At 70.9% G+C, this 23,391-nt stretch carries 15 protein-coding genes; 5 read left to right on the top strand and 10 right to left on the bottom strand.

Features of this window, described 5'->3' with window-relative positions; translation table 11 throughout:
• Nucleotides 1-10: 10 nt before the first annotated feature.
• The 4 genes from OO70_RS44870 to OO70_RS44855 form a co-directional block, all read right to left on the bottom strand.
• Entirely contained in the window at nt 11-871 is an 861-nt protein-coding gene (locus OO70_RS44870; RefSeq protein WP_043685555.1) for a hypothetical protein, read from the bottom strand.
• Nucleotides 868-6,114: a caspase family protein gene (locus OO70_RS44865; RefSeq protein WP_043685552.1), complete on the bottom strand. Its 5,247-nt coding sequence runs from the start codon at nt 6,112-6,114 to the stop codon at nt 868-870. The genes OO70_RS44870 and OO70_RS44865 overlap by 4 nt, the downstream gene beginning before the upstream one ends.
• Nucleotides 6,115-6,212: 98 nt before the next feature.
• Complete coding sequence (locus tag OO70_RS44860) at nt 6,213-7,946, bottom strand: DUF2264 domain-containing protein (RefSeq protein WP_043685549.1); 1,734 nt, start codon at nt 7,944-7,946, stop codon at nt 6,213-6,215.
• A 78-nt stretch (nt 7,947-8,024) separates the two neighbouring features.
• Nucleotides 8,025-9,068 (bottom strand): rhamnogalacturonan acetylesterase, encoded by a 1,044-nt coding sequence (locus OO70_RS44855; RefSeq protein WP_043685547.1) that lies wholly within the window; start codon nt 9,066-9,068, stop codon nt 8,025-8,027.
• 187 nt (nt 9,069-9,255) lie between these two features.
• Between OO70_RS44855 and OO70_RS44850 the strand changes: the two genes are divergently transcribed.
• Entirely contained in the window at nt 9,256-10,923 is a 1,668-nt protein-coding gene (locus OO70_RS44850) for a rhamnogalacturonan lyase B N-terminal domain-containing protein (protein WP_043685544.1), read from the top strand.
• 7 nt (nt 10,924-10,930) lie between these two features.
• On the opposite strand, the gene OO70_RS44845 is transcribed toward OO70_RS44850, so the two are convergent.
• A complete protein-coding gene (locus OO70_RS44845) occupies nt 10,931-12,343 on the bottom strand; it encodes an RICIN domain-containing protein (RefSeq protein WP_043685542.1) in 1,413 nt (470 codons plus the stop codon).
• A gap of 208 nt (nt 12,344-12,551) precedes the next feature.
• Between OO70_RS44845 and OO70_RS44840 the strand changes: the two genes are divergently transcribed.
• Complete coding sequence (locus OO70_RS44840; protein WP_043685539.1) at nt 12,552-14,654, top strand: autotransporter; 2,103 nt, start codon at nt 12,552-12,554, stop codon at nt 14,652-14,654.
• Nucleotides 14,655-14,656: 2 nt separating this feature from the next.
• Here OO70_RS44840 and OO70_RS44835 read toward each other — a convergent pair whose 3' ends face one another.
• Nucleotides 14,657-15,766 carry a hypothetical protein gene (locus OO70_RS44835; RefSeq protein ID WP_043685535.1) on the bottom strand — a complete coding sequence of 370 codons (1,110 nt, stop codon included), beginning with the start codon at nt 15,764-15,766 and terminating at the stop codon, nt 14,657-14,659.
• A gap of 67 nt (nt 15,767-15,833) precedes the next feature.
• On the opposite strand from OO70_RS44835, the gene mmuM reads away from it, so the two are divergent.
• Nucleotides 15,834-16,754: a homocysteine S-methyltransferase gene (gene mmuM / locus OO70_RS44830; RefSeq protein ID WP_043685532.1), complete on the top strand. Its 921-nt coding sequence runs from the start codon at nt 15,834-15,836 to the stop codon at nt 16,752-16,754.
• 15 nt (nt 16,755-16,769) lie between these two features.
• On the opposite strand, the gene OO70_RS44825 is transcribed toward mmuM, so the two are convergent.
• The 4 genes from OO70_RS44825 to OO70_RS44810 all read right to left on the bottom strand — a co-directional run bounded on the left by OO70_RS44825 (nt 16,770) and on the right by OO70_RS44810 (nt 20,828).
• Nucleotides 16,770-17,336: a hypothetical protein gene (locus OO70_RS44825; protein WP_043685527.1), complete on the bottom strand. Its 567-nt coding sequence runs from the start codon at nt 17,334-17,336 to the stop codon at nt 16,770-16,772.
• A 34-nt stretch (nt 17,337-17,370) separates the two neighbouring features.
• Nucleotides 17,371-17,817, bottom strand: coding sequence for a hypothetical protein (locus OO70_RS44820; protein ID WP_407702894.1), 447 nt, complete (start codon nt 17,815-17,817; stop codon nt 17,371-17,373).
• A 94-nt stretch (nt 17,818-17,911) separates the two neighbouring features.
• Nucleotides 17,912-18,970 carry a LacI family DNA-binding transcriptional regulator gene (locus OO70_RS44815; RefSeq protein WP_043685522.1) on the bottom strand — a complete coding sequence of 353 codons (1,059 nt, stop codon included), beginning with the start codon at nt 18,968-18,970 and terminating at the stop codon, nt 17,912-17,914.
• Nucleotides 18,971-19,238: 268 nt separating this feature from the next.
• The gene (locus OO70_RS44810) at nt 19,239-20,828 is read right to left on the bottom strand and encodes a carboxylesterase/lipase family protein (RefSeq protein WP_043685520.1); all 1,590 of its coding nucleotides are present in this window, start codon (nt 20,826-20,828) and stop codon (nt 19,239-19,241) included.
• 208 nt (nt 20,829-21,036) lie between these two features.
• Between OO70_RS44810 and OO70_RS44805 the strand changes: the two genes are divergently transcribed.
• Nucleotides 21,037-22,050 (top strand): hydroxyacid dehydrogenase, encoded by a 1,014-nt coding sequence (locus tag OO70_RS44805; protein ID WP_199827524.1) that lies wholly within the window; start codon nt 21,037-21,039, stop codon nt 22,048-22,050.
• A 120-nt stretch (nt 22,051-22,170) separates the two neighbouring features.
• Nucleotides 22,171-23,262: a LacI family DNA-binding transcriptional regulator gene (locus OO70_RS44800; protein ID WP_043685517.1), complete on the top strand. Its 1,092-nt coding sequence runs from the start codon at nt 22,171-22,173 to the stop codon at nt 23,260-23,262.
• Nucleotides 23,263-23,391: the final 129 nt, after the last annotated feature.

Genomic DNA, 23,391 nt, shown 5'->3' with positions numbered 1-23,391 from the left:
CACTTTTCCCTCAACCACTCGGCGTTCCTCTGAGGGCCGAGGCGATCGCGCGCCCTGTCTCACGTGCGGTGAGATAGGGCCGCACGTCGTGAGCCTTGGCTCCGTTGTGCACGAGGAGGTCGGTGACGCGGTCGCCGAACACCGTTGCCAGTTCCTTGGTCAGGGCCACGACATCGCCCCGGTCGGCGATGTTGGTCCAGTCCTTGACGGGGGCCGGCCAGCGGGCACGTCCGTCGCGCGGAGCCGGGACCAACCGGTCGAGGACGAGGCCACGTACCGCGAGCGGCGAGCCGAGGGTGACCAGAGTCAGGTCAGGCAGCTCGGGGTGGGCGCACAACGCCTCGTAGGCGACGGCGGTGCCCAGCGAGTGGGCGACGACGACCTCGGTCCGTTCGGTCAGGGCGGCGAGGAAGCGTTCCTGGACGGCGCCGCGCAGGTCAGGTTCGGTGAAGTAGCGGCGGACCTGACGGGCGTCGGAGATCAGCAGCCGATCGCTGAGACCGGCGAAGAAGGCCGAGTGGCTGAGGGCGTTGAGGGCGCGCTGCACCAGGTAGGGGGTACGGCCGCGCGCCGCCGCGTCCGGTCCGGGCACCCGGCTCTCCGCCCGGGCCGCCGCCTCCCACCAGGCCAGCAGCAGGTCCCGTTCGAGCCCGTCCTCGACGTCGGAGGCGTCCAACTCGGGCTCGCCGAGGCCCCGGTGGCCCGCGGGTCGGAACACATCGCCGTAGAACGCCATGGTCACCTCCTGCCGTTCCAGCGTGGCGCCGGCGCGGGTGACGCCGTCGGCGAGGGCCGGGTACCAGTCGGCGAGGAGGGACTGGGGGCCCTTGTGCTGCTGGGCTATGCCGTGGAGGAGGACGAGGCGGGTCATCGGGCCGCTCCCCCGCGGGGCTCCAGGGCTTCGCCGACGTTGAGGCCGAGGACCACCACGCCCATCTCCGTCGCCAGGCAGACATGTCCGGAGGGGGCCGCGGCCACGGCGTTGATGCCGCCACCCACGTCGAGTTCGGCGGTCCAGCCCGGCTGTCGGGTGTCCCAGACGCGCACCCGTCCGTAGTCGTCACCGGCGATGAGGAGCGGGACTCCGCGGATGTCCGCCGCTCTGAGGGCCCTGGCCCTGGAGGGGAACGGCTCCAGTTCGGGCCCTGCGACGACCAGGGTCTCCAGGTCTCGAAAGACCAGCCGACCGTCACCGCAGCCCACGCCGAGGAGCCCGCTTCCGTGGCGCACGAAGTCCACGCTGAACGCCCCCCGTTCGTGCCCCGTCAACGGCTCGCCGACCAGTTCGCCGGTGCGCAGGTCCCACAGTCGTACCGTGCCGTCGAGGGAGGCGCTGGCCAGGAGTTCCCTCTCCCCCGCCCGGACCGCCCGCAGGTCCATGACCTGGGCGGTGTGACCGGGCATCGATGGGCAGACGGGGGCCTGGGTACGCATGTCCCAGGCGTGCAGGGTGAAGTCGCCCGCGACGGACACGACGAACGCCTTGCCGTCGATGGTGTGCAGGGAAGTCCGCCAGGACGTGCCGAACCGCTTGCCGAGACGGCGGCGCGGCAGCAGGGTCCAAGCGTCCGCTTCCACCCAACTGCTCATCACGACCACTGTCTCGTCGTTCAGGCGGGCACCGGAGGCATGGAACTGGTAGTTGCCCGAGGTGATGTGGGGGGCGATCTGTGCTCCGGTGTCGAGGTCGTGGAAACGGACGCCGCCGTACCGGCTCCCGGTCACGACCATCGCCCCTCCGTCGGGTGCCGTGACAAGGTCCGCGGAGACCAGGCTGCGGTCAACCCCGCACAACGGCTCGCCAACCGGACTCATGCTGGTGATGTCCCAGACACGTACCTCACGGGTGAAGGCGGTCACGACGACCGGCGCTCCATCGACCGTGCCGAGTGCGGGCGGGCAGAACCGTGTGACGTCGTTCGTCCTCGTCATGCCCTCCAGCGGTGGGTCCAGGGCCGAGGCCATGTCCAGGTCCCACACCCGCACGCTGTCGTCGTAGGCGAGGGAGGCGACCAGGGTGCGACCGCCGATCCGGGCGAGCGCGCCGCACAGCACCCCGTTGGTGTGTCCGACCAGCGGTCCGCCCACCGACGCGCGGGTCGCGATGTCGTGGACGTACACCCCGTTGCCCTCACGGCTGGACAGGACAACGGGACGGTCCCCGAGGAAGGCGACTCCCAGGGCGCGGGAGTACAGCGAGAGTTCCTCCAGATCCAGGTGGGCCTCCAGGGTTCGTGTGCCCTGCGAGTCCACATGCCAGACGTACGCGTGGTCGAGGGCGGTCGCGACCGCGATCTGGAGCCTGCGGCCCACGCTGCGGACGGCCAGGTGCTCGACACCGCCGATGTGGGTGTCCAGGGGTGGGGACAGGGGCTCGCCCGTGGTCTGCCGCCAGATCCGGACCGTTCCGTCCTCACTGCCGCTCACCAGGACGGCGGCGCCGTCCAGCGTGCCGAGCGCGACACAACGCACCACGTTCGTGTGACCGGCCAGCGCGGGCCCCAAGGGCCGACCGGTCACCGGGTCCCAGCATCTGACCTGGGTGTCCTCGCCTCCCGTGACGGCCACGGGCCGACCGCACACCGTGCCCAGAGCCACGGCGGGCACACGCCCCTGGTGCCCCTCCATCGTGCGGCCGATCTGCTCACGGGTCCGCAGGTCCCACAGGCGGGCCGTGCCGTCGGCTCCGCCTGTGAGCGCCAAGGGGGCGCCACGGATCTCCTGGACGGCGAGGGCGTCCACCTGCCCGCTGTGACCGTCGTTCGGCTGATCGGCGGACAGGTCCCAGACACGCGCGGTCCGGTCGTTGCTGACGGTCACCGCCAGGGACGTGTCCCCGCGGGTGGTGAGGGCCGCCGCCGAGATGTCGTCCATGTGGCCGCGCAGTGGTGGCACCAGTTGGCGCAGGCTCGGCAGATCCCACAGCCGTGTCTCCTGCCGGCCACAGGTCAGCGCCACCGTACGGCCGCCGAAGCTTCCCATGGCGGCGGACAGTACCCCGCTGCGCTCGAAGTAGCGGTGCGCGGCGACCGGTTCACCGATCTGCCGACGCTCGGCGAGATCCCACAGGCCTATCGTGCCGGTCGTGTCCCCGACGAGCAGGAGGGTGCGGCCGTCCACCTCCCCCGTGCACAAGGCCTTGACTCCGCCTGCGGGCCCGATCAGCGGACTGCCGTCGACCCGCGCGTCACCGCCGTTCAGGACATCGCCGAGTTCCCATATTCGTACGGCCTTGTCGTCCCCGCCGGTGACGGCCAACGCGCGTCCATCGACCTTCGCCAGGACCGCGTCCCACACCGTGCGCCTGTGCCCGGCCAGTGGCGCTCCGAGCTGTGCGCGCTCGGCGAGGTCCCACAGACGTGCCGTTCCGTCACCGCCGGCCGTCAGCACCACCGTCCGGCCGGCCAGAGTGCAGACACGGATGACCCGGATCACATTGGTGTGCCCGGTCAGCGGAGAACCGTACGGCTGACCCGCGGAGAGGTCCCAGACCCGGACCGTACCGTCGACGCCTCCGGCCAGGACCACGGTGTAGTCGCCCAGTTCACCGATGGCGACCGCGCTCACCGCGACCCCCATCGCCAGCGGTTCGCCGATCTGCCGCTGAGTGGTGAGGTCCCAGACCCGGACCGTGCCGTCCCAGCTGCCGGTCACGGTGACAGGGCGTTCGTCGAGGTGGCCCACGGAGACGCAGGCGACGCTCCTGGTGTGCCCGCTGAGCAGCCGGTGGGCGCCACTGGCGGACCACCATGCCCAGCGCGCGGTCCACGGCAAGTCCACGCCGAGGTGCTCGACGCGGTCCGCCAGGCCGTCGGCCTCGCAGCGCCGCGCGGACAGTTGGAGGTCGGCCGCGCGGGCGCCGAGTGAGCGGTCGGGGGTCAGCCGGTGCGCCACCTGCTCGTAGGCGGTGCGGATGCGCCGTGAGGAGTCGCCGTCGACCGACGTCAACGCGCGCAGCAGGCCCAGGGGTTCGCAGGCGAGCAGAAAGCCGGGGTCCTCGATGAGCTCGGCCAGCCGGCCGGCGGCCGCGGCGTGGGTGGCCAGGTGCTGACGGACGTAGGGTGCCGCGGCGAGCCAGTCCCGTCTGCCGTCGGTGACGGCCGGGACGACGGACACGAGGGCGTCGACGACGGCTCGCTGGATCTCGGCCGTCGCCCGACCGGCCGTCCTGCGCAGATGCTCCGCCAACGCCTTGTGGTAGAGCCGGTACACCGAGCGCCGGTCGTCGTCGACCACCTCCGCCACATACGCCTCGGCGACGTCGAGGGCCCAGGAGACGTCCGCCTCGGTGCACTCGACGCCCGAGATCACGCTGCTGAGCCTGGTCCAGATGCGCCCGCGTGGCAGGCCGGTGCCCTCGGAGAAGGCGAGGGCGAGCAGCATGCGGCGGACCCTTGGCTCGTCGGGGCCGAAACGGGCGAGGTAGTCGTCGAAGGCCTCGCCGATCTCGCTGGGCAACTCGTCCGCCCAGCCCGGGCGTCGAGTGTCGACGGCGACGCGGTCCGAGCGCAGGGTGCGGGCGGTGGTCCGGGCGTAGAGGTATACGCCGGCGGCCCTGGCGGCGACGCCCGCGGCGACCGCGTGGGCGAGGTCGGGACGGTCACGGTAGGGGCTGTGGACCTCGGGCTCCTCCGTGGCGAGGAGCATCTTGGTGACGTACCCGGCGACGTCGCCCTGCTCCGCGCGATACCCGAGGATGTCGAGGTCGATGCAGTGGAAGGTGGGGCCGAGCGGGGTGACCAGTTCGTGGCGGGTGCCCACCAGCAGTCGTACGCCCTGGATCTCGGACATGGGCCGCAGCAACTCGCGGGTGATCCGACGGGGTTCGCCGTGCCCGCCGGCGTCGGCGGCCGTGTCGGAGCCGGCCTCGTCGACCGCGTCGACGACGATGACGACTGGCGGGCCCTTACGGCCGCGCCGGGTGAGTTCCTGGAGGAGGGCGGCGGAGCCGTCGACACTCACGCCCAGGTTGTCCGCGATGCGTTCGACGATCTCGTCGAGCCGCTTGTGGCGGGCGTGCACCGCGGACGTCACACAGCCCTCGGGGACGACCGTCGCGGGGTCGAGCGCGCCGAGGTCGAAGCGGGGGCGGTAGCCGGGATCGGACAGGGCGACGACCCGGCCGAGGACGGCCGACTTGCCGCAGCCCGGCCGGCCGGTGACGACCCGGCCCCGGCCGTCGCCCTCCTCACCGGTCAGCCACGCGGTGAGTTCGGTCAGGACACGGGCGCGCCCGCTGAAGTACAGGCCGTGCTCGGACTCGAACTCGACCCCGCGCGAGCGCGGCCCGAAGTGCTCGGCGAGGTCCTGTCCGGCCACCCGGCGCTGAACCTCCAGATCGGTGCCGATGGGCGGAAGCGCCTCCCGGTAGCCGGAGTTGGGCAGGAAGGGGGCCAGGCCGGTGACCAGTCCGCTGGCGAGTTCGGCGCGCTGGCCGAGGCCGTCCGCCTCGAACCGCTCGTTCACGGCCTTCACCAGTTCGGCGAGGTCGAGGTACTGCTGCCGCTGCCCGGTCCGCCCGGTGGTGATCTCCACGGCGGAACTCAGCGCCGCGACGAATCGCCCTTCCTCGGCGATGTCCTTGCGGCGGGCGGAGGCAAGGAACCACAGGCCGCTGGAGGTTCCGTCACCGCCGTGCCGGTAGGCGATCGACTGCAACGCGAGCGCGGCGGCCTCCGCACCGCCCGCCCCGCCGGCACAGGTGTCCAGGACGAGCAGCAGATGGCGCAGCTCGCCCCGGCACAGGATGCGGACGAGGTCCTCGGTGGCCAGGGCCGTGGTCGCCGCGTCCTCGTCGGCCCGGGAGTCCCAGCACAACAGATAGTGCCGGTCACGGTCCTGGACCAGGCCATGTCCGGCGAAGTACAGGACGACCACGTCGTCGGCGGTGAGGGCGGCGTCGGTCGACCAGTGCCGCAGCTTCTGACGGATCTGCTCGGCGGTGTCGTACTCCCCGAGGCCGGCCAGGACGGGCCGGTAGCCGAGATCGGCGAACAGTTCACGCACGGCGCGTACGTCCGCGGGAACCTGCCCCAGTTGTTCGTGCGCCGGGAGGTGGCAATAGCGGCCCACACCCAGCGCAAGGAAGAATCGCCGACCGACTCGCAGCGCCATCGTTCGCCCCCCGCAGCACTCCCGTCCACTGTAGCGGCGCGGTCACGCTCCGGGACCGTCCTTGGCACATGCCCAACGGCCTTGTTCCCGGGCTTTGTTCAGCAGGAGACCGCGAACTGGCCCGCTTCCAGCCGCACTTCGTGCACATGTCCGTCCGGCCAGCGGACGACGAGTGCGTCCGGGCCGGTCACCTCGACGGCGACCGCTTCCCTCAGCGGTGTGTCCGCCTCGGCGGTGAGCCGGGCGAGCGCGACGAAGAGGCCCGGCCCGGCGCCGACGATGCCGGTCAACTCGCGGACCGCACCGGCCTGTTCGTCATCGACGGCGCCCGGTACGGCCTTCACCTCCACCAGCCCCGCGACAGGCAGGAGTTCGGAGCGCAGACCGGAACCCGCCGCCCAGCCGGTGACCCGGATCGCCGTCCCTTCTGCCACCCCGGTCACGCGGAACGCCCGTACCTCCACCGCGCCACGCGCCAGCAGGACGCTCGTCACCTCACCGCCGGAACCCGTCCGATGCCGCGAGGCCACCCACCCCTCCCCCACCCCCAACGGCACAATCCCCGTCCGGCTCGCATCGCCGCCCACGATCACACTGTTGTCGTACGACGCCGAAGGCACCGTAGCCGTGGAATACGCCAGGCGCGTGTAGTACGGGTCGTAGCGGACGTCCTCGCTGCCGTGGTTGTGGAGGCGGACCAGGCCGTCCGAACTGGTCGACTGGAGCAGCCAGTTGGCAGGGGCGATCGGCGTGACCGCGTCCGCTCGTTCCGCCGGGCCCGGTTCCTCCGTCGCCGTCCACACCTCGTGGTCCGGCGGGAGCAGCAGGCCCAGGAAACCCTTGCTGGCCCAGTACGGGGAGGCGGGGCCCGAATAGCCCTGCAGGACAGCCTCGTCGGGGCCGTGCCAGCCCAGACTCAACAGTCCACGGTCGTCCACCGCGCCCCGGTCGAGGAAATAGCGGAGCGCCCCGGAGGCCAGCCGTCGTGTCTCCCCCGGCGACAGTGGCGTACGGCCCGTCAGTGCGCCGAGCCACAGCGGAGCGGTCGTCGCGAAGCGATACGTGAGGGACCGGCCCTGGTGCATCGGCGCACCGTCGCCGCCGAACAGGCGGGCGTAGTCGGCGAGATGGCGTTCCAGGCGGCCGCCGTAGAGGTCGAGGAGGCGGGGGTCGTCGGCGAGCCAGGCGTGCAGCACCGGGTAGAGGTGCATCGCCCAGCCGTTGTAGTAGTCGAACTTGCGGCCGTCGCCGTCGGTGTACCAGCCGTCGCCGAGATACCACTCCTCGATGCGCTCCAGGCCGCGGTCGATCGCCTTGCGGGAGGCGTCGGGCTCGTATCCGATCTCCTGGAGGAAGCCGCCGACCGTGACCGGGAACAACTCCCAGTTGCAGGGCCAGGGTTGGGCGGTGAGCGCGTCGCCGAGCCAGGCCGCCGCGCGGTGCCGTACCGGCTCGTCGAGGCGGTCCCAGAGCAGCGGGCGGGTCAGGCGCAGTGCGAGGGCGATCGAGGCCGCCTCGACCAGGGGCTGGCTGCGGTCCTCGATCGTCGGCCAGACGCCCGCGACGCCTGCCGCCAAGCCGTCCGCGTAGCGCTCGAGCGCCGTCTCGTCCCGGCGGAAGGCGGCAAGGAGCAGGGTGCGGGCGTAGCCCTCCAGGCCGTCGGAGAGCCTGCCGGACCAGCTCGCACGGCCGCCCGGGAGGTGGTAGAGCGCGCGGTCCTCCGTCGCGTACGGCTCCACCGCGGCGAGGAGGGCATCGGCGGCCGTCTCCCAGTGGGCGCGGGTGTAGCCGGTGCGGGGGCTCAACTCACGGTCGTCGGCGGGCAGTTGCATCGGCTCACTCTCACACGCGGCGGGTGGAACCTGGGGCGCCCCGGTTCCGGTCGGAACGCCCCAGGGGTCTTTCGGGTCTCATCCCACCCGTACCCGATCCTCCGGCACCAGATGCCCGGCGACGAGTGCGTCGCGGACCAGGCCCGCGTACACCGTGGCACCGTGCACGGAAGTGTGCGTGTTGTCCTTCTTCTCGTTGTAGAGATAGATCGCCTTGGAGCCTTCCACTCCCAGCGACTCCACCAGCGTCTTGGTCTGCGCCGTGAGATCGATCAGCGTTACCCCCTCGGCGGCGGCCACCGACCGGACGACGCCCGGCAGATCCACGCCGAGTCCGTTCACCAGCAGCGCTGTGTTGTTGTTCAGTGTGCCGTCGGCATTGAACCAGCGTCGGACGATCGGTGTCACGAGGACGGGACGGCCGCCCTTCTCACGGATACCCGCTATGAGGGTTTCCAAATTCGCGCGATACGTCGTCTCGTCGGTCGTCTTGTCGTTGTGGGCGAGTTGGACGAGGACGAGGTCACCTGGGTTGATCAGCGGCTGAACCGTCCCCCAGAGCAAGGGGTTCGCCAAATAGGTGACCGTACTCTCCCCGGAATCGGCGTAGTTGGCGACGGAGACGCCCTTGCGCAGGAACTGCGGGAGCTGTTGGCCCCAGCCGGAATACGGGTCGCCCGGTTGGTCGCAGACCGTGGAGTCGCCGATCAGGATGATCCGGTGGGCGCGGCGGGCGGGCGTGACCCTGATGTCGGCGAGTGCGGGGGCGGTGCCGCCGAGGGTGAGGTCGAGGCCGGGGGTGCCGTCGGGGCCGGTGGGTTCGCCCTCGGGGGTGCGGACGTTCACGGTGAAGCTGCGGGTCACGGTGCGGCCGGCGGCGGTGGCCGTCTCGGGGAGCAGGGAGCGCCGGGTCTCGCCGGTCACGGCGGTGCTCGCGGCCGAGTCGCCGCCGAGGCGGACCGTGACGTCGTAGGTGCCGGGCGGGACGTCGAAGTGGCAGGCGGTCGCTGTGCAGTTGGCGATGCCGAGCGGTGGCGTGCGGTCGTGGGCCTGTGCGGGTGCGGCCGACAGGGCGGTGCTCAGCGTCATCGCGGCCAGCAGGGCGATGTTGAAACGTCTCATTCGCGGCTCCTCCGTCCGACGACAAGGCCTGGCGGTGGACCGTACCGCTACGGACAAGCGCTTTCTAGACCTGCGTCAGATTTCACGTCATCGCCAACTCCAAGGCCGCGAAAGCCCTTTCGCGAAATCGATTCAACTGCCACCCTCCAAAGCACCCGCACCCCCACCTCCCGAAGGAGGCACCCCCATGTCCGGTTCCGTGAACAGACCGGTTCGCCGCCGCACCTTCGTCCTCGGCGCAGCGGCTGCAGTCGGTACGGCGGCGCTCGCGGAGACAGCCTCGGCCGCGAGCTTCGGCTACACCGACGACGGCTCGAACTACGTCGTCGACACCGGCGCCAGCCTGGTCTTCAAGGTCAGCAAGACGAACGGCGACCTGACCTCGCTGGTCTACAAGGGCACCGAGTACCAGGGCTACGGCGGCAAGAACTCGCACGTCGAGTCCGGCCTCGGCACCTCCACCGTGACGATCGCGCAGTCCGGCACGACGATCCTGATCTCCGTCGCGTACGGCACGCTGAAGCACTACTACGCGGCCCGCAGCGGCGAGAACAACGTCTACCTGTGGACCAACAAGGCCGACGACTCCGTCAGCGCGACCCGCTACATCGTCCGCGTCAAGGCCGGCCTGTTCCTCAACGACGAGCCGGATTCCTACACTTACGCGCCGACCACCATCGAGTCCGCCGACGTCTTCGCGAAGTCCGACGGCCAGACCCGCTCCAAGCACTACTCGAAGAACCGGGTCGTCGACTACGACTACGTCGGCTGGACCACCGGCAGCGTCGGCCTGTGGGTGGTGCGCAGCAACCACGAGAAGGCGTCCGGCGGCCCGTTCTACCGCTCGCTGCTGCGCCACCAGAGCGCGGACGGCGGCGGGTTGTACGAGATCCTGTACTACGGCGAGAACCAGACGGAGGCGCAGCGGTTCGGTCTCCAGGGCCCGTACGTCATCGCGCTCACGGACGGCGGCGCACCCTCCTCCTCGCTCTACCACGCCAACCTCACCACCTCGTGGGCCGATTCGCTCGGCATCTCGGGCTATACGGCGGCGAGTTCGCGGGGCCGGGTCGCCGGCGTCGGGATCACCGGGCGCGACACGGCCTACGCGTACACGGTCGGACTCGCCAACTCGGCCGCGCAGTACTGGGGTTCGGCGCGGGCCTCGGACGGCTACTTCTCGATCACCGGGATCCTGCCGGGGACGTACACGCTGACCGTCTTCAAGGGTGAACTCGCCGTCTACACCGGGTCGGTGACGGTCACGGCGGGCGGCACGACCACGCTGAACAGCATCGCGATCCCCTCCTCGAACGACCCGTCCAACGCGAGCGCGATCTGGCGCATCGGCAACTGGGACGGTTCGCCGAGCGGGTTCAAGAACGCGGACCTGATGACGTACGCGCATCCCTCAGACGTAAGAGCCGCGTCCTGGACCGGCAACGTCGTCGTCGGCAGCGGGACGGAGACCTCGGGGTTCCCCTGCTATCTCTGGAAGGACGTCAACAGCGGCATCATCGTGTACTTCAAGCTGACGGCCGCTCAGCTCGCCGCCGCACACACCCTGCGCATCGGGGTGACGACGGCCTACGCGAACGGCCGGCCGCAGGTCGTCGTCAACGACACCTGGACCTCGGCCGTCCCGTCGCCGCCCACCCAGCCGAGCACGCGGTCGCTGACCGTGGGCTCGTACCGGGGCAACAACAACACGTTCACCTACAGCGTGCCCGCGTCCGCCTGGCTGACGGACGCGAGCGCGTACAACACGCTGAAGATCTATGTGGCGAGCGGCTCGGGGACGACGGCCTATCTCAGCGCGGGCACGTCGATCGACGCGATCGATCTGCTGACCTGAGGTGACGTCAGGTTCCGCGCGTCCACTGCTGGTTGGTCGCCCCGCTGCACGTGTAGGTGATGATCGCGGCGGAGTTGGCGGTGGACGCGCCGGACACATCCAGGCACTCGCCGCTCGTCCTGGCCTTCACGAGGACGTAACTGCCGGACGTGGTCAGGCTCCACTGCTGGGTGGTGGCACCCGTGCAGTTCTCCTGGGTGACGTTGGTGGAGTTCTCCTGGAGGCACAACGAGCTGCCCCTGCCCATGAGTTCGTAGTAGCCGGTACCGAGGTCCTTGAACCACCACTTCTGGTTGGTGCCGCTGTTGCAGGTGTACTGGCTGATCGCGATGCCCTGCCACAGCGACTGGTTGGGCACGTCCGCGCACTTGCCGCTGTTCCGGGCGATGAGCGTGTTGTAGGTCGCGCTCGTCCCGGTGATCGTGCCGGCGGCCGTGTCGATCGACACCTCCGGGTACCAGGACGCCATGGACATCGAGGTCGTGGTGGGGAAGGTCAACGGCAGCCAGACGTAACGGGAGTCGTTGACGGTGCCGCCGAAGGAGTTGCCCCAGCGGTCGCCCATGTAGAGGTACGAGGTGCCCGAAGTCCCCGTGATCGGGAGGACGTACGCCGTCTGCGAGTTGTATGCCGTCGAGTCGCCGACGTTCGTGAAGGCCGTCCAGGGGCCGGTGATGCTGGTGGCGGTGGCGTACTGCTGCTGGTTGGCGCTCCAGCCGGTGGCGGCCGAAGTCAGCATGAAGTAGACGCCGTTGCGCTTGAAGAGGGCCGGTGCCTCGCGGTGTCCGCCGACCCAGGGGTTGGCGACCAGGCTGTCGATGGCGGTGTAGTCGGCGGTGAGCTTGTAGATGTGCAGGTCGTAGTTCTCGTTGGCGGCGGAGACCATGTAGGCGGTGCCGTCGGTGTCGACGAACGTGGTGATGTCCCGGGACATGTTGTCGCCGAGCGGCTGGAAGCTGCCCTGGTAGGTGTAACTGCCGTCCACGGTCGAGGAGACGGCGACGGCGGCCTTCGCCTCGCTGTAGTCGACGCCGTTCTCCTTGTGCATCCACATCACGAACTGGCCGGTGGACGCGTTGTAGATGACCTTCGGCCGCTCGATGTAGGCGGTGGCCAGCTCGGAGGCGCTGGACTGGGTCAGGACGTGGTTGCGGAACTCCCAGTTCTTCAGGTCGGTGGAGCGGTAGGCGTCCACGTACTTGAAGGTGTTGTCGGAGTTGCGGTCCTCGCCGAACCAGTAGTAGTAGCTGCCGACCTTGATCACCCCGCCGCCGTGCGCGTGCACGGCGTTGCCCGAAGTGTCCGTGAACTGCGTGCCGTTGGTGATGGTCTGCGCCGCCGCCTGGGCCGGTCCCGCGGTCACCAGTGCCGCGGCGAGCACACAGCACAGGGCGACGAGGATTGCGTACACACGTCTCATCTGACGCCTCTCGGAGCTGGGGGGAGAACAGGAAACAGTGGGGGGTTCGAGGTACAACTCGGGAAGCGGTTCGGGATTTCGTACGCCATCTGTCATTACGAACGCCGAAAAGGTAAGGGTGTGTTACGGGAAGGTCAACGGGTCGCGCGTGACAAAGATGGACGCGAGATTTCTGTTATCGCCGTCGCCGACGCCCGTCTCCAGTGACGTGCGCAGCCATTCCCGCAAGACAGCAGCAGCCGTAGGCGCCCTCGCGACCGTCGCTCTCCTGGTCGGCAGTTCCCCGGCCTCGGCCGCCGGCGCCCGTGACGCGACCGCCGACGTCCTCGCGAACCGGGACGTCACGCTGACCGGCGACACGGTGGTCACCGTGCCGGCCGGGACGACGACGTACGACGGGGTGTTCCGCGGCCAGGGCACGCTGACCGTGCGCGGCGGCGGCACGCTGATCCTCACCAAGGACAGCGACTTCACGCTCCCGGCGGCCCGGCAGCGGCAGAAGGTGACCACCCAGGGCGGCAACCACCCGTACACCACCGTCAGCAACCCGGACCCGCCCGCGATCACGGTCGCGAGCGGCACAACTCTCCAGTACGGCACGGGTGGTGGCACCGGCCTGATCGGTCACTTCCCCTACAGCACACCCGGCTACCAGCTCAACGAGTTGAACGTCCGCGTCGACGGCACCCTGCGCCTCTCCCTGACCCGCACCTTCAACATCGGCACCATCAGCGGCTCGGGCCTGGTCACCCAGCCCCGCAACATGTGGGGCACCCTCGACCTCGCCGGAACTCACCCGTTCTCAGGGGTGATTGACAACGGCACGGGCATGGCGGTCGGCCGCCCCGAGTACCCGGTCGCGCTGCCCAACGCCCGCGCGATCCTCAACCAGGGCTCCTGGATCATCGACACCCCGCTGTACCAGACGATCACCCTGCGCCAGAACTTCTACCAGCGCGAGTACGGCAGCGACGTCAACGTCCACTCCCGGCCGGGCAGCAAGGTCGTCCTCACGGGCCAGTACAGCTACAGCGACCAGGGCGGCGACACCAACCCGTCGCTCAGCGACTCGAGTCTCAACTGGCGTGCCATCCCCCACCAGTTGAACAAGCGCGGCACCAACATCGAGGGCGCGAACGTCCAGTGGGGCGACGGCACCACCCACCGCATCTTCATGCCGGGCACCAAGGACACCGTCTACATCAACCTCCACGCGGCGAGCGGGGTCCGGTCCAGGCTGACCTTCGACTACGACGGTCCGGTCACCCTGGGCGCGCCGATCGGCGGCGGCCGGTACCACGACACGCTGGCCGCGCCCGGTGCCGGGGACATCGTCGTCGCGGGGACGCGCGGGAACGACGTGACCTTCGCGGCGCCGCAGTACTACGACGGGTCGACGACCGTGGAGAGGGGGGCGGTGCTGCGGCTGGGGTCCGGGCAGCGGGGCGGTGACGGCGGGCTGCTGACCGGCACGGAGGTGCGGCGGATCGTCGACGACGGGACCCTGGTGCTGCGGAATGTGGCACTCGGCATCCAACTGTCGCATCTCGGCGGCAAGGGCTCCCTCGTCCAGTCCGGCGCCGCGACGACGACACTGACGGGCACGGCGGTGACGTACACGGGGGCGACGACGGTCTCCAAGGGCACGCTGGCACTCAGGTCGGGGGCAACTCTCGCCCACAGCAAGGCGATCCGGCTCACCTCGGCGGGCGCACGGTTGGACGTGGGGACGCCGGGGCTGCAGGTGGGCACCGCGCTCACCGGCTCGGGCACGGTGAAGGGTTCGGTGACCAACGACGGTGTGATCGCGGGCGGCCTCACCGTCACCGGGAACTACACGCAGAGCGCGAAGGGCGAACTGGTCCTGGGCGCCAAGCCGTTGAAGGTGGCGGGCAAGGTCGGCCTCGCGGGCGACCTGGACCTCTCGGCCGCCGGGACGCACCCCGCGCGAACCATCACGATCCTCGACCACACGGGCAAGGGCTCAACAACGGGCGCGTTCAAGGGACTTCGCGAGGGCACCAAGCTCAAGCTCGCCGACACGACGTACCGCATCAGCTACCGGGGCGGCGACGGCAACGACGTCACACTGACCGCCGTCACCGCGAGCAGCCCCTCCCCCAGCGCCCGCCCCAAGTCGACGTCCGGGACGACGGTCACCGAGGCCCGCACGGCGAACACCGCCCGCAGTGACGCCTTCGGCTGGTGGCCGTACGCACTCGGACTCGGCCTGCTGGGCGGCCTGTTGGTCCCGGCGAGCAGGCGCACGCGGGGTGGCGGCCGGCGCGGGGGTGGGAGGCACGCGGCGTAGGGCTAACGGCCGCTCGGCGCCTCCGGGAAGCCCAGCAGCAGGGCCAGCGCACGCGCCTCGGCCGCCCACCCGGCGAGGAAGGCGAGGGTCAACCCCCGCTCCCGGTACCGGAGTTCGGCGGAGACGCTGCGCTCACCGCCGTAGTCCAGCTGCTGTTCCTCGCTCGCGCGGGCGAGCATGAGGGCGGTGAGCCAGTCGTACTTCACGGCGGAGGCGCACACCCCGAGCCGTACGAGGCGTTCGTCGACCCGGCTGCCCGACTCCCGCAGGCCGTGCAGATAGGCGTCGTAGGCCTGCGCCGCGTACCCGGGCAGGCGGGCGGCCGGGACGAACAGGTCGAAGACCGAGTCGGGGAGGTAGTTGCCGAGGTCCTCGCCGAGGGCGCCGTCACCGGCGAAAGCCCAGTCGAACAGGACGCTGTCCGGGCCGTCGGAACGGACGTTGGCGGGCCACTGGTCGAGATGGCTGAAGGCGCGCGGCAGCCCCTCCATGACATCGAGGAACCACTCGCGGTCGTGGTGCAGCCGGACCATGTCGTGGCGCAGTCCGGCGGGGAAGTGGTCGCGGACCAGGGGCTGTTGCCAGGCCTCGTCGTCTTCGAGGAGTTCCTCGCCGAGTGTGTTGCTGCTGATGTACTGGCGAAGGAAGCGGTGGGAGAGCCAGGGTTCTTCGGGTACAGGCGCGGCTCCCTGCGCGGCGCCGAGGCGGCGGGCGTGTTCGATGTGCCGGGCGAGCGGCCAGGCGGTGCCCGGCTCGCCCCGCACCTGCTCGAGCCACAACGCCACGTCCCCGTCGGCCCGTTCGACGCGGGCGAGCAGCCGGGGCGCGCGGATGCCGTACGACTGCCAGGTCTGCGCGAGCCCGGAGTCGTAGACGTTCGCCTCGCGCAGCCAGTAGTTCCAGTGGCGGGGGTCGTCCGAGGCCGCCCAGCGACCGGTGGCCTCCTTCGTGCGGGTGAGTACCTTGAGGACGGCCGTGCGGTCGCCGGCGGTGACCGTCCAGACGCCGGCGGTGACGCCGTTCTTGGGGTTGTGGGTGAGCGGTGCCGCGGAGACCGGTCCGGTGGAGTGGCCCAGGACCTCGCGTGCTTCGGCTTCCGTGACGTTCCACATGGTGGGCGATCCTTTCACCAGCTGGACGGAGACCGGTGCGCACCGCCGTATCGACTAGCGTCATGGCATGACCAGCAACATCCTCGCCGACGCCCTCGCCGCCGGGACGCTCGTCCTCGACGGCGGTCTGTCCAACCAGCTCGGGGCGGCCGGGCACGACCTGAGTGACGAGCTGTGGTCGGCGCGGCTGCTCGCGGACCGGCCCGAGGCAATCGCCGAAGCGCACCTCGCGTACTTCGAGGCGGGCGCCGATGTGGCGATCACCTCCAGCTACCAGGCCACCTTCGAGGGCTTCGCGAAACGAGGGATCAAGCACGACCGGGCGGCCGAACTCATCGCAGGGAGCGTGGAGTTGGCCGTCGACGCGGCGGTCGAGGCGGGGCGGCGGGGCATCGAGCGGCCCCTCTACGTGGCGGCCTCGGTCGGACCGTACGGCGCGATGCTCGCGGACGGTTCCGAGTACCGGGGCCGGTACGGGCTGAGCGTGGCCGAGCTGGAGGCGTTCCACCGGCCCCGCCTGGAGGTGCTGGACCTCGTCGGGCCGGACGTGCTGGCTTTCGAGACGATCCCGGACACCGTCGAGGCCGAGGCGCTGCTGCGGGCGGTGCGCGGGCTGCGGGTGCCCGCCTGGCTGTCGTACTCGATCGCCGGTGACCGCACCCGCGCCGGGCAGCCGCTGGAGGAGGCGTTCGCCCTGGCCGCCGACGCGGACGAGATCATCGCGGTCGGCGTCAACTGCTGCGCGCCCGAGGACGTCGACGGCGCGGTCGAGATCGCGGCCCGCGTGACCGGCAAGCCGGTCGTCGTCTACCCCAACAGCGGCGAGACCTGGGACGCCGGGGCCCGCGCCTGGACGGGCCGTTCCACCTTCACCGCCGAGCAGGTCGAGGGCTGGCGGGCCTCCGGCGCGCGGCTGATCGGCGGGTGCTGCCGGGTGGGGCCGGAGGCCATCGCCTCGATCGCGCGGACGCTGACGGCGGCCCCCTGACCCGGCCCCGGCCGCTCAGGGTTTCTTCGCGACGTCCTTCACCGAACTCGGCCCCAGCTGCTTGGCGCTGGCGTACTCCGGCATCGACATGGGCTTGTCGAACAGGAAGAACGACTGGTTCGTGCCGACGGTGAACTCCATGTACGCGTTCGTCGTGGCGTCGAAACCGTAGTAGGCGTTGCAGGTGGAACCCGACGTGTACGTGCCGTCCATGCCGGGCTGGGCGAGGACCGCGATGCCGTTGTCGGAGGACTCCACCTTCTCCGTCGGAGTGAGCATCTTGCAGCGCGGCACGGGCAGGCCCTTCATGATGAAGTACCCGTACTCGCCCTTGGCGTTCTGGATGTAGACGTACGAGAGTTTGCCCCGCTTCCCCCACGTCTTGATCCACTGGTTGATCGCTTCACGGGTCGGCGAGTACTCCATGCGGCCCGCCGGCTGCTGGGCCACGAGGTGGTCGTAGTTGTCCTGCTTGCGCTGGTTCTCCTTGTCCTGGCTGGTGTCGCTGGTGCAGGACGCCAGGGCGAGGCCCACCACGAGCGCGATGAAGGTGGCCGGGGCGATGCGTACGGACTTCTTCATGCGGTGCTGCCCTCTTCCCGGGACGAGATGGGGATCAGTTGGTGCACGTCGTGCGCTTGGCGGCTGCATCAAGCCGGTACGGCAGATCCTTGTCACGGAAGGGCGCGCGGTGTTCCTGGGCGGCCTTCGCGTTGTAGTCGTTGACCGACTCGATCCGGCCGGCCTTCAGCGCGGTGATCGACTGGTCGATCTGCGTGGTGCGCGTCTCCGAAGCGGTCTTCCGCTCCTCCTGGAGCGCCTGGATCGTCCCTTCGGCGTTCTGCACGGCCTCGCACAGATCGAAGAACGTCTCGTACGTGGTCTGCCGGAACTCGCCCGAGCCGACGGTGTTGTCGCGCTTGTCCTCCTCACCGCGGAACGGGGCCGTGATCCACCCCGCGGCACCGAAGGCGAACACCCCGACCACGTACAGCACCGCCAGGCCGATCACCCCGGCGACGGCCCAAGCCCCTATCCGTGCCCCCTCGCGTACCTGCCCCATCGCCATCCCCCTCACAGGTGGCTCCGCGACGTGGAACCACCCCCCGCGAAGGAGGACACGGCAACCCGGCGAAACGGTTCCGCCGGCACGGGCGTCAGGAAGAGGTCACCGCCGCGATCGAGTCCCGCACCACCACATGCGTGCCCAGCAGCAGGTGCTCGTCCGGGGACTCCGGCGTGCGACCCAGCGCGGTGCGCACGGCGAGGCGGCCCAGCTCCTCGTAGGGGACGTGGACCGTGGTCAGGGCGGGGTACAGATCGCGGGCGAACGGGATGTCGTCGTAACCGGCCAGGGAGACATCGCCGGGGACGTCCAGACCCGCCTCGTGCAGCGCGGTGAGCGCGCCCGCCGCGACCATGTCGGTGGCGGCGACCACGGCCGTGAACTCCAGTTTCCGGCTCAGGGCGAGGCGCATCAGCCGGTGGCCCGAGTCGCGGGTGAAGTCGCCGTGAAGCAGGAGTTCCGGGTCGGGTTCGAGGCCGCGGGCGCGGTGTGCGGCGAGGTAACCGCGTTCGCGGCCCTGCGCGGTCGCGTGGTCCGGCTTGCCGCCGAGGAACAGGACGCGCTGGTGGCCCTGGGACAGGACGTGCGCGACGAGGGCGTAGGCGCCGCCCTCGTTGTCGTACTCGATGACCGTGACCGGTGCGCCCGGGCCGAGGGGCGGTCGCCCGCAGAGCACGAGCCGCGAGCCGGCCGCCGCGAGTGAGTCGGCGATACGGCGGGTGCGCTCGCGGTACTCGGGGGTGTCGGCGGTGCCGCCGACCAGGATCACGGCGGCGGTGCGCTGGGCGCGCATCGTCTCGATGAAGTCCAGTTCGCGCTGGACGTCACCCTCGGTGCTGCACACCAGGCACAGATGCCCGAGCCGGGTCGCCTCGCGCTCCACGCCGTGCGCCATCAGCGCGAACGACGGTCCCGTGATGTCCTCCAGGACAAAGGCAAGGGTCGGTGTCCCGACGCCCGCCACGGCCTTGGCGCGGGCGTCGGCGACGTAGTCCAGTTCGCGTACGGCCCGCAGCACGCGCGTGCGGGTCGCCGTGCTCACCGGGTAGTCCCCGCCGAGCACCCGCGACACCGTGGACGCGGACACTCCGGCACGGGCCGCGACGTCCCGGATGGTGCTCCCGTTCGCGTCCTGGCTCTTCCTGGTCATGTCCCGCGCCACCCCTCCCCGGCCTGTGGCAACACTCCGGCAACCGGTTCCCTGCGCGGAGAGTAGCAGCGGGTGAGGGCGGGGAGGAGGGGCGCGCGTCGGCCAAGTTGTGTGCGCCGGTGGGGTGGATGCCGGAAACCGGTCGCCCTTGGGGGGCCGATCCGCCAACCGGTGGCCTCTGGGGCACGGTTCTTGGAACCGGTTGCTTTCTATGTGCCCGTATAGGGCAACCGGTTTCCATCCTCTACGCCCACTCGCACCCCCGCCCTCACGAAGACCGCCGCACATCCCCCGTCCGCCGCAGCCGCCGTACGACCGATCGCAGTTCGGTGGCACTCCGCGCGGGCGTGCCGTCGACCGGAACCGCCGGCGCTTCCTTCGCTTCCTTGGCCTCGGTGTCGGCCGCCCACAGGGCGAACTCGGGGTCGCGCGGGCCGTTCGCGACGTACGGCGCACCCTCTCCGAAGATCCGCACCGGATGCGAGTCGTCCCAGGCCTGCCAGCCCGGGTCGCCGTCCACGGCGAACCGCACCCAGGCCCCGTGCATGGCGTCGGCGAGTTCCTGGGGTGCGCCCGGCCCCGCGAGTTTGGCCGCCTCGGGGATGTCGCCCGTGTCGAAGACGAAGCCGAGTTCCAGGGCGTGGCAGGAGCCGAGGTCGGGGAGGTTGGAGGGCCAGGCGAACTCGTACACGTGGGAGTTTCCGGGGCGGGCGTCGGCGAGGCGGTGCAGCGGGTAGCGGAGCAGGTGGTCGGTGACGAGCTGGCCGACGGTCTCGGCGGTGCCGGCGCCGGGGTGCAGGGCGCGGTAGCCGCGCGGGACCTCGACACCGCAGTGGCAGCGGGCCATCGCGCCGGCCAGGGCGACCGCGCCGAGCCGGTCGACGCGCTCGTGGAGGCCGCCGGGGACCAGCCACAGCCGGTACTCGTCACGGGTCCAGCCCAGCATCAGGTCGACACCGCGGCCCACCTCGCCGTCGACGAGTGCCTCCAGCGGGTCGCGGGGCACGAGGTCGCCGTCGATGACGATCCCGAACGTGGGTCCGCCGAGCACCGGGCTGCTGAGTCGGCCCACGTCGGCCTGGGTGCGCAGCAGGAGTTCGCGGTCGACGGCGGCGAAGGCCTCGGCGGTGGCGGGGATCTTCAGCCGGGTCGCCATCCGGCGCACCATCCGCCGTACCTTGTCGCGGTCGAAGGCCTCCGGTGGCCCGCTCTGCAGGACGGCCCGCCGCACCAGCCCCTGGGCCTGCGGGGCGGCGAGCAGGGCGCCGATGCTGATCGCGCCGGCGGACTGGCCGAAGAGGGTGATCTTGTCGGGGTCGCCACCGAACTCCGCGATGGACTCGTGCACCCAGCGCAGCGCGGCGAGCTGGTCGCGCAGGCCGGGGTTGGCGGGGGCGTCCGGGAAGAGGCCGTAACCCTCCACGCCCAGGCGGTAGTTGACCGAGACGAACACGACTCCGTCGCGGGCGAAGGCGTGTCCGTCGTAGACGGGGACGGCCGAGGAGCCCCGGGTGAGCGCGCCGCCGTGCAACCAGACCATCACCGGCAGCCGGGCGCCGGGGCCGGGTTCCGGGGTCCACACGTTGAGGTTGAGACAGTCGTCGCCGGGCACAACGGGGTCGGAGAGCAGTTTGGCGAAGGCCTCGGAGTACGGCGGTTTCGGCGCGGTCGGGCCGAAGGCGAGCGCGTCGCGCACTCCGCTCCAGGGCTCGGGCGGGACGGGCGGGCGGAACCGGCGGGCGCCGAACGGGGGCGCCGCGTACGGGATGCCCCGGAAGACCGCGATCCCGTCCTCGTACCGGCCGCGTACCGCCCCGTACGGGGTGCCGACCACGGGGTTCTTCTGCTCTGCCGTCATCTGCCCACCAGCTCCTCACCGCGCTCGTGAACCATGCTCATCAGAGCATCACATCGCGCCCGGCTATTCCGGCGGACGAGCGCGGCTGGACGGGTCATGGAGTGTCTCCGATTTCTGCGCCCTCTCGCACCGATTGACCCCCGCTCCACAGCAGATCTACGGTAGAAGACGCTTTCAGAAAACGTTTCCCAACCCGTACTGGAGGGTCATGCCCAGCGCCCAGCCGCCGAGGGCCGTGTTCGCCATGGATCCGGTGCACCTGCCCCTGCTCTTCCCCCCGCCCCTGATGGCACGGCTCCGGCAGACCGCCGAGATCGACCCGGGGCTCGTCGTACAGGACTTCGCCGATCCCGGGGCCGCCGGGGCCCTGGCCGGGGCCGAGGTCCTGATCACCGGCTGGGGCTGCCCGCGCCTCGACGCCGACGCCCTGGCGGCGGCACCCCGGGTGCGCGCCGTGCTGCACGCGGCGGGCTCGGTCCGTTCGCTGGTCGGCGACGCCCTGTGGGAACGCGGGGTAACCGTCTCCAGCGCGGTGACCGGCAACGCGCTGCCGGTCGCCGAGTACACCCTCGCGATGATCCTGCTCGCCGGGAAGGACACCTTCGCCCAGCGGGAACGCTTCCGGCACGCGCACGCGTACCCGACGCCCGCCGAGACCGCGCCGATCGGCAACCTCGGCCGCCGCATCGGCGTCATCGGCGCCTCACGCGTGGGCCGCCGCCTGCTGGAACTGCTGCGGCCGTACGACTTCGAGGTGCTCCTGCACGACCCCTACGTCAGCGTCAGCGAGGCAGCCGCACTGGGAGCCGAACTCCTGCCGCTGGACGACCTGTTGAACCGTAGCGACATCGTCAGCCTGCACGCCCCCGACATCCCCGAGACACAGCGCATGCTGGACCGCGGGCGGCTCGCCCTGATCCGCGACGGCGGGGTGCTGATCAACACCTCGCGGGGCGCGCTGATCGACCACGACGCCCTCACCGACGAGCTGTTGTCCGGCCGGCTGACCGCGATCCTGGACGTCACCGAACCCGAGCCGCTGCCCCCCACGTCCCCGCTGTACAAGCTGCCCAACGTCTTCCTCACCCCGCACATCGCGGGCTCGCTCGGCAACGAGCTGGCGCGGCTCGGCGGCATCGTCGTCGACGAGCTGGAGCGGCTCGCCGCGGGCCTGCCACCGGCCCACGAGGTACGGCACGCGGACCTGGCCCGTGTCGCCTGATCCGCGCTGTCCACAGGCCGGCGCACCGGGAACGACCTTGGGATACGGTTTCCGGACCGGCGCGGGAGCAGGGGCTCGCGCGCCCGGTAGGAACGCGGTCACGGAGAAGGAGTCGCTACGGTGAGTCAGCGCAGGGCGTCGGGCGACGCCGGCCGGGCGACGATCCGGGACGTGGCGGAGCGCGCCGGCGTCTCCGTGGCGAGCGTCTCGCGCGTTCTGTCCGGCAACTACCCGGTGTCGGAGGAGCTGCGCCGCCGGGTGATGAAGGTGGTCGGCGACCTGGACTACGTGACCAACGCGCACGCCCGCTCCCTGGCCGGCGGCGGCACTCCCACCGTGGCCATCCTCATCAACAACATCACCGGCGCGGCATTCGCCCACGTGGCCAAGGGAGTTGAGGGCGCGGCCACGCTGCGCGGCTGGCTCTCCCTGGTCGGCACGACCGGCGACGACCCGGAGCGCGAGCTCGCGCTGGTCAACCTCATGCGCCAACAGGGCGTCGCCGCCGTGGTGTTGCTGGGCGGCGCGTACGACGTCGACGAGTACCAGCTGCGCATGGCCCGTTTCGCCCGCTCTCTCGACGCGGCCGGCTCGCACCTCGTACTCGTCGGCCGCCCGCCGCTGGAGGGCGACGTCCCGGCGACGACGGTCGACTACGACAACGAGGGCGGCGCCTACGCCATGGCCAGCCACCTTCTGTCGGCGGGTCACCGCCGGGTCCTGGTGCTGCCGGGGCCTGCCGAACTCACCACGGCGCAGGGCCGGTTGAGGGGTGCGCAGCGGGCCTTCGAGGCGTACGGCGTGCCGTTCGACCCGGGGACGGTGCGGCACGGTCCGTACGACTACGAGCACGGGTACGAGGCGGTGGAGGACACCCTGAAGGAGGGGCTGGACTTCACCGCGGTGCTCGCGGGGACCGACGTGGTCGCCGCGGGCGCCATGCAGGCACTGCGCGCGGCGGGCCTCAGGGTTCCCGAGGACGTGTCGATCGTCGGCTACGACGACATCCCGCTGGCCTCCCAGCTCACTCCCCAACTGACCACCGTGCACGTCCCGTACGAGGAGATGGGCCGGGTCGCGCTGCGCGCGGTGGCGGACCGGCGCGAGGGCGGCGGCACGGGCCGGCGCAGAGGCAACGACGGCGACCACCTGGTCCTGGGCACGCATGTCGTCGTACGGAACTCGGTACGACCGCCCGTCCGGCGGGACTAGCGCAGCACCCCCGCGGGACTGGCACAGCGCCTCTGCGGGACTGGCGCAGCACACGGAACCAAGGCGTTACGTAACCGGTTTCTCTTCAAATCCCCTGGCCAGATGGGGTCTGTCCGGGGCGATCGAAAC

This window comes from Streptomyces xylophagus (genome assembly GCF_000716435.1).
Classification (GTDB): Bacteria; Actinomycetota; Actinomycetes; order Streptomycetales; family Streptomycetaceae; genus Streptomyces; species Streptomyces xylophagus.
This window is presented reverse-complemented; position numbering and strand designations above follow the sequence as displayed.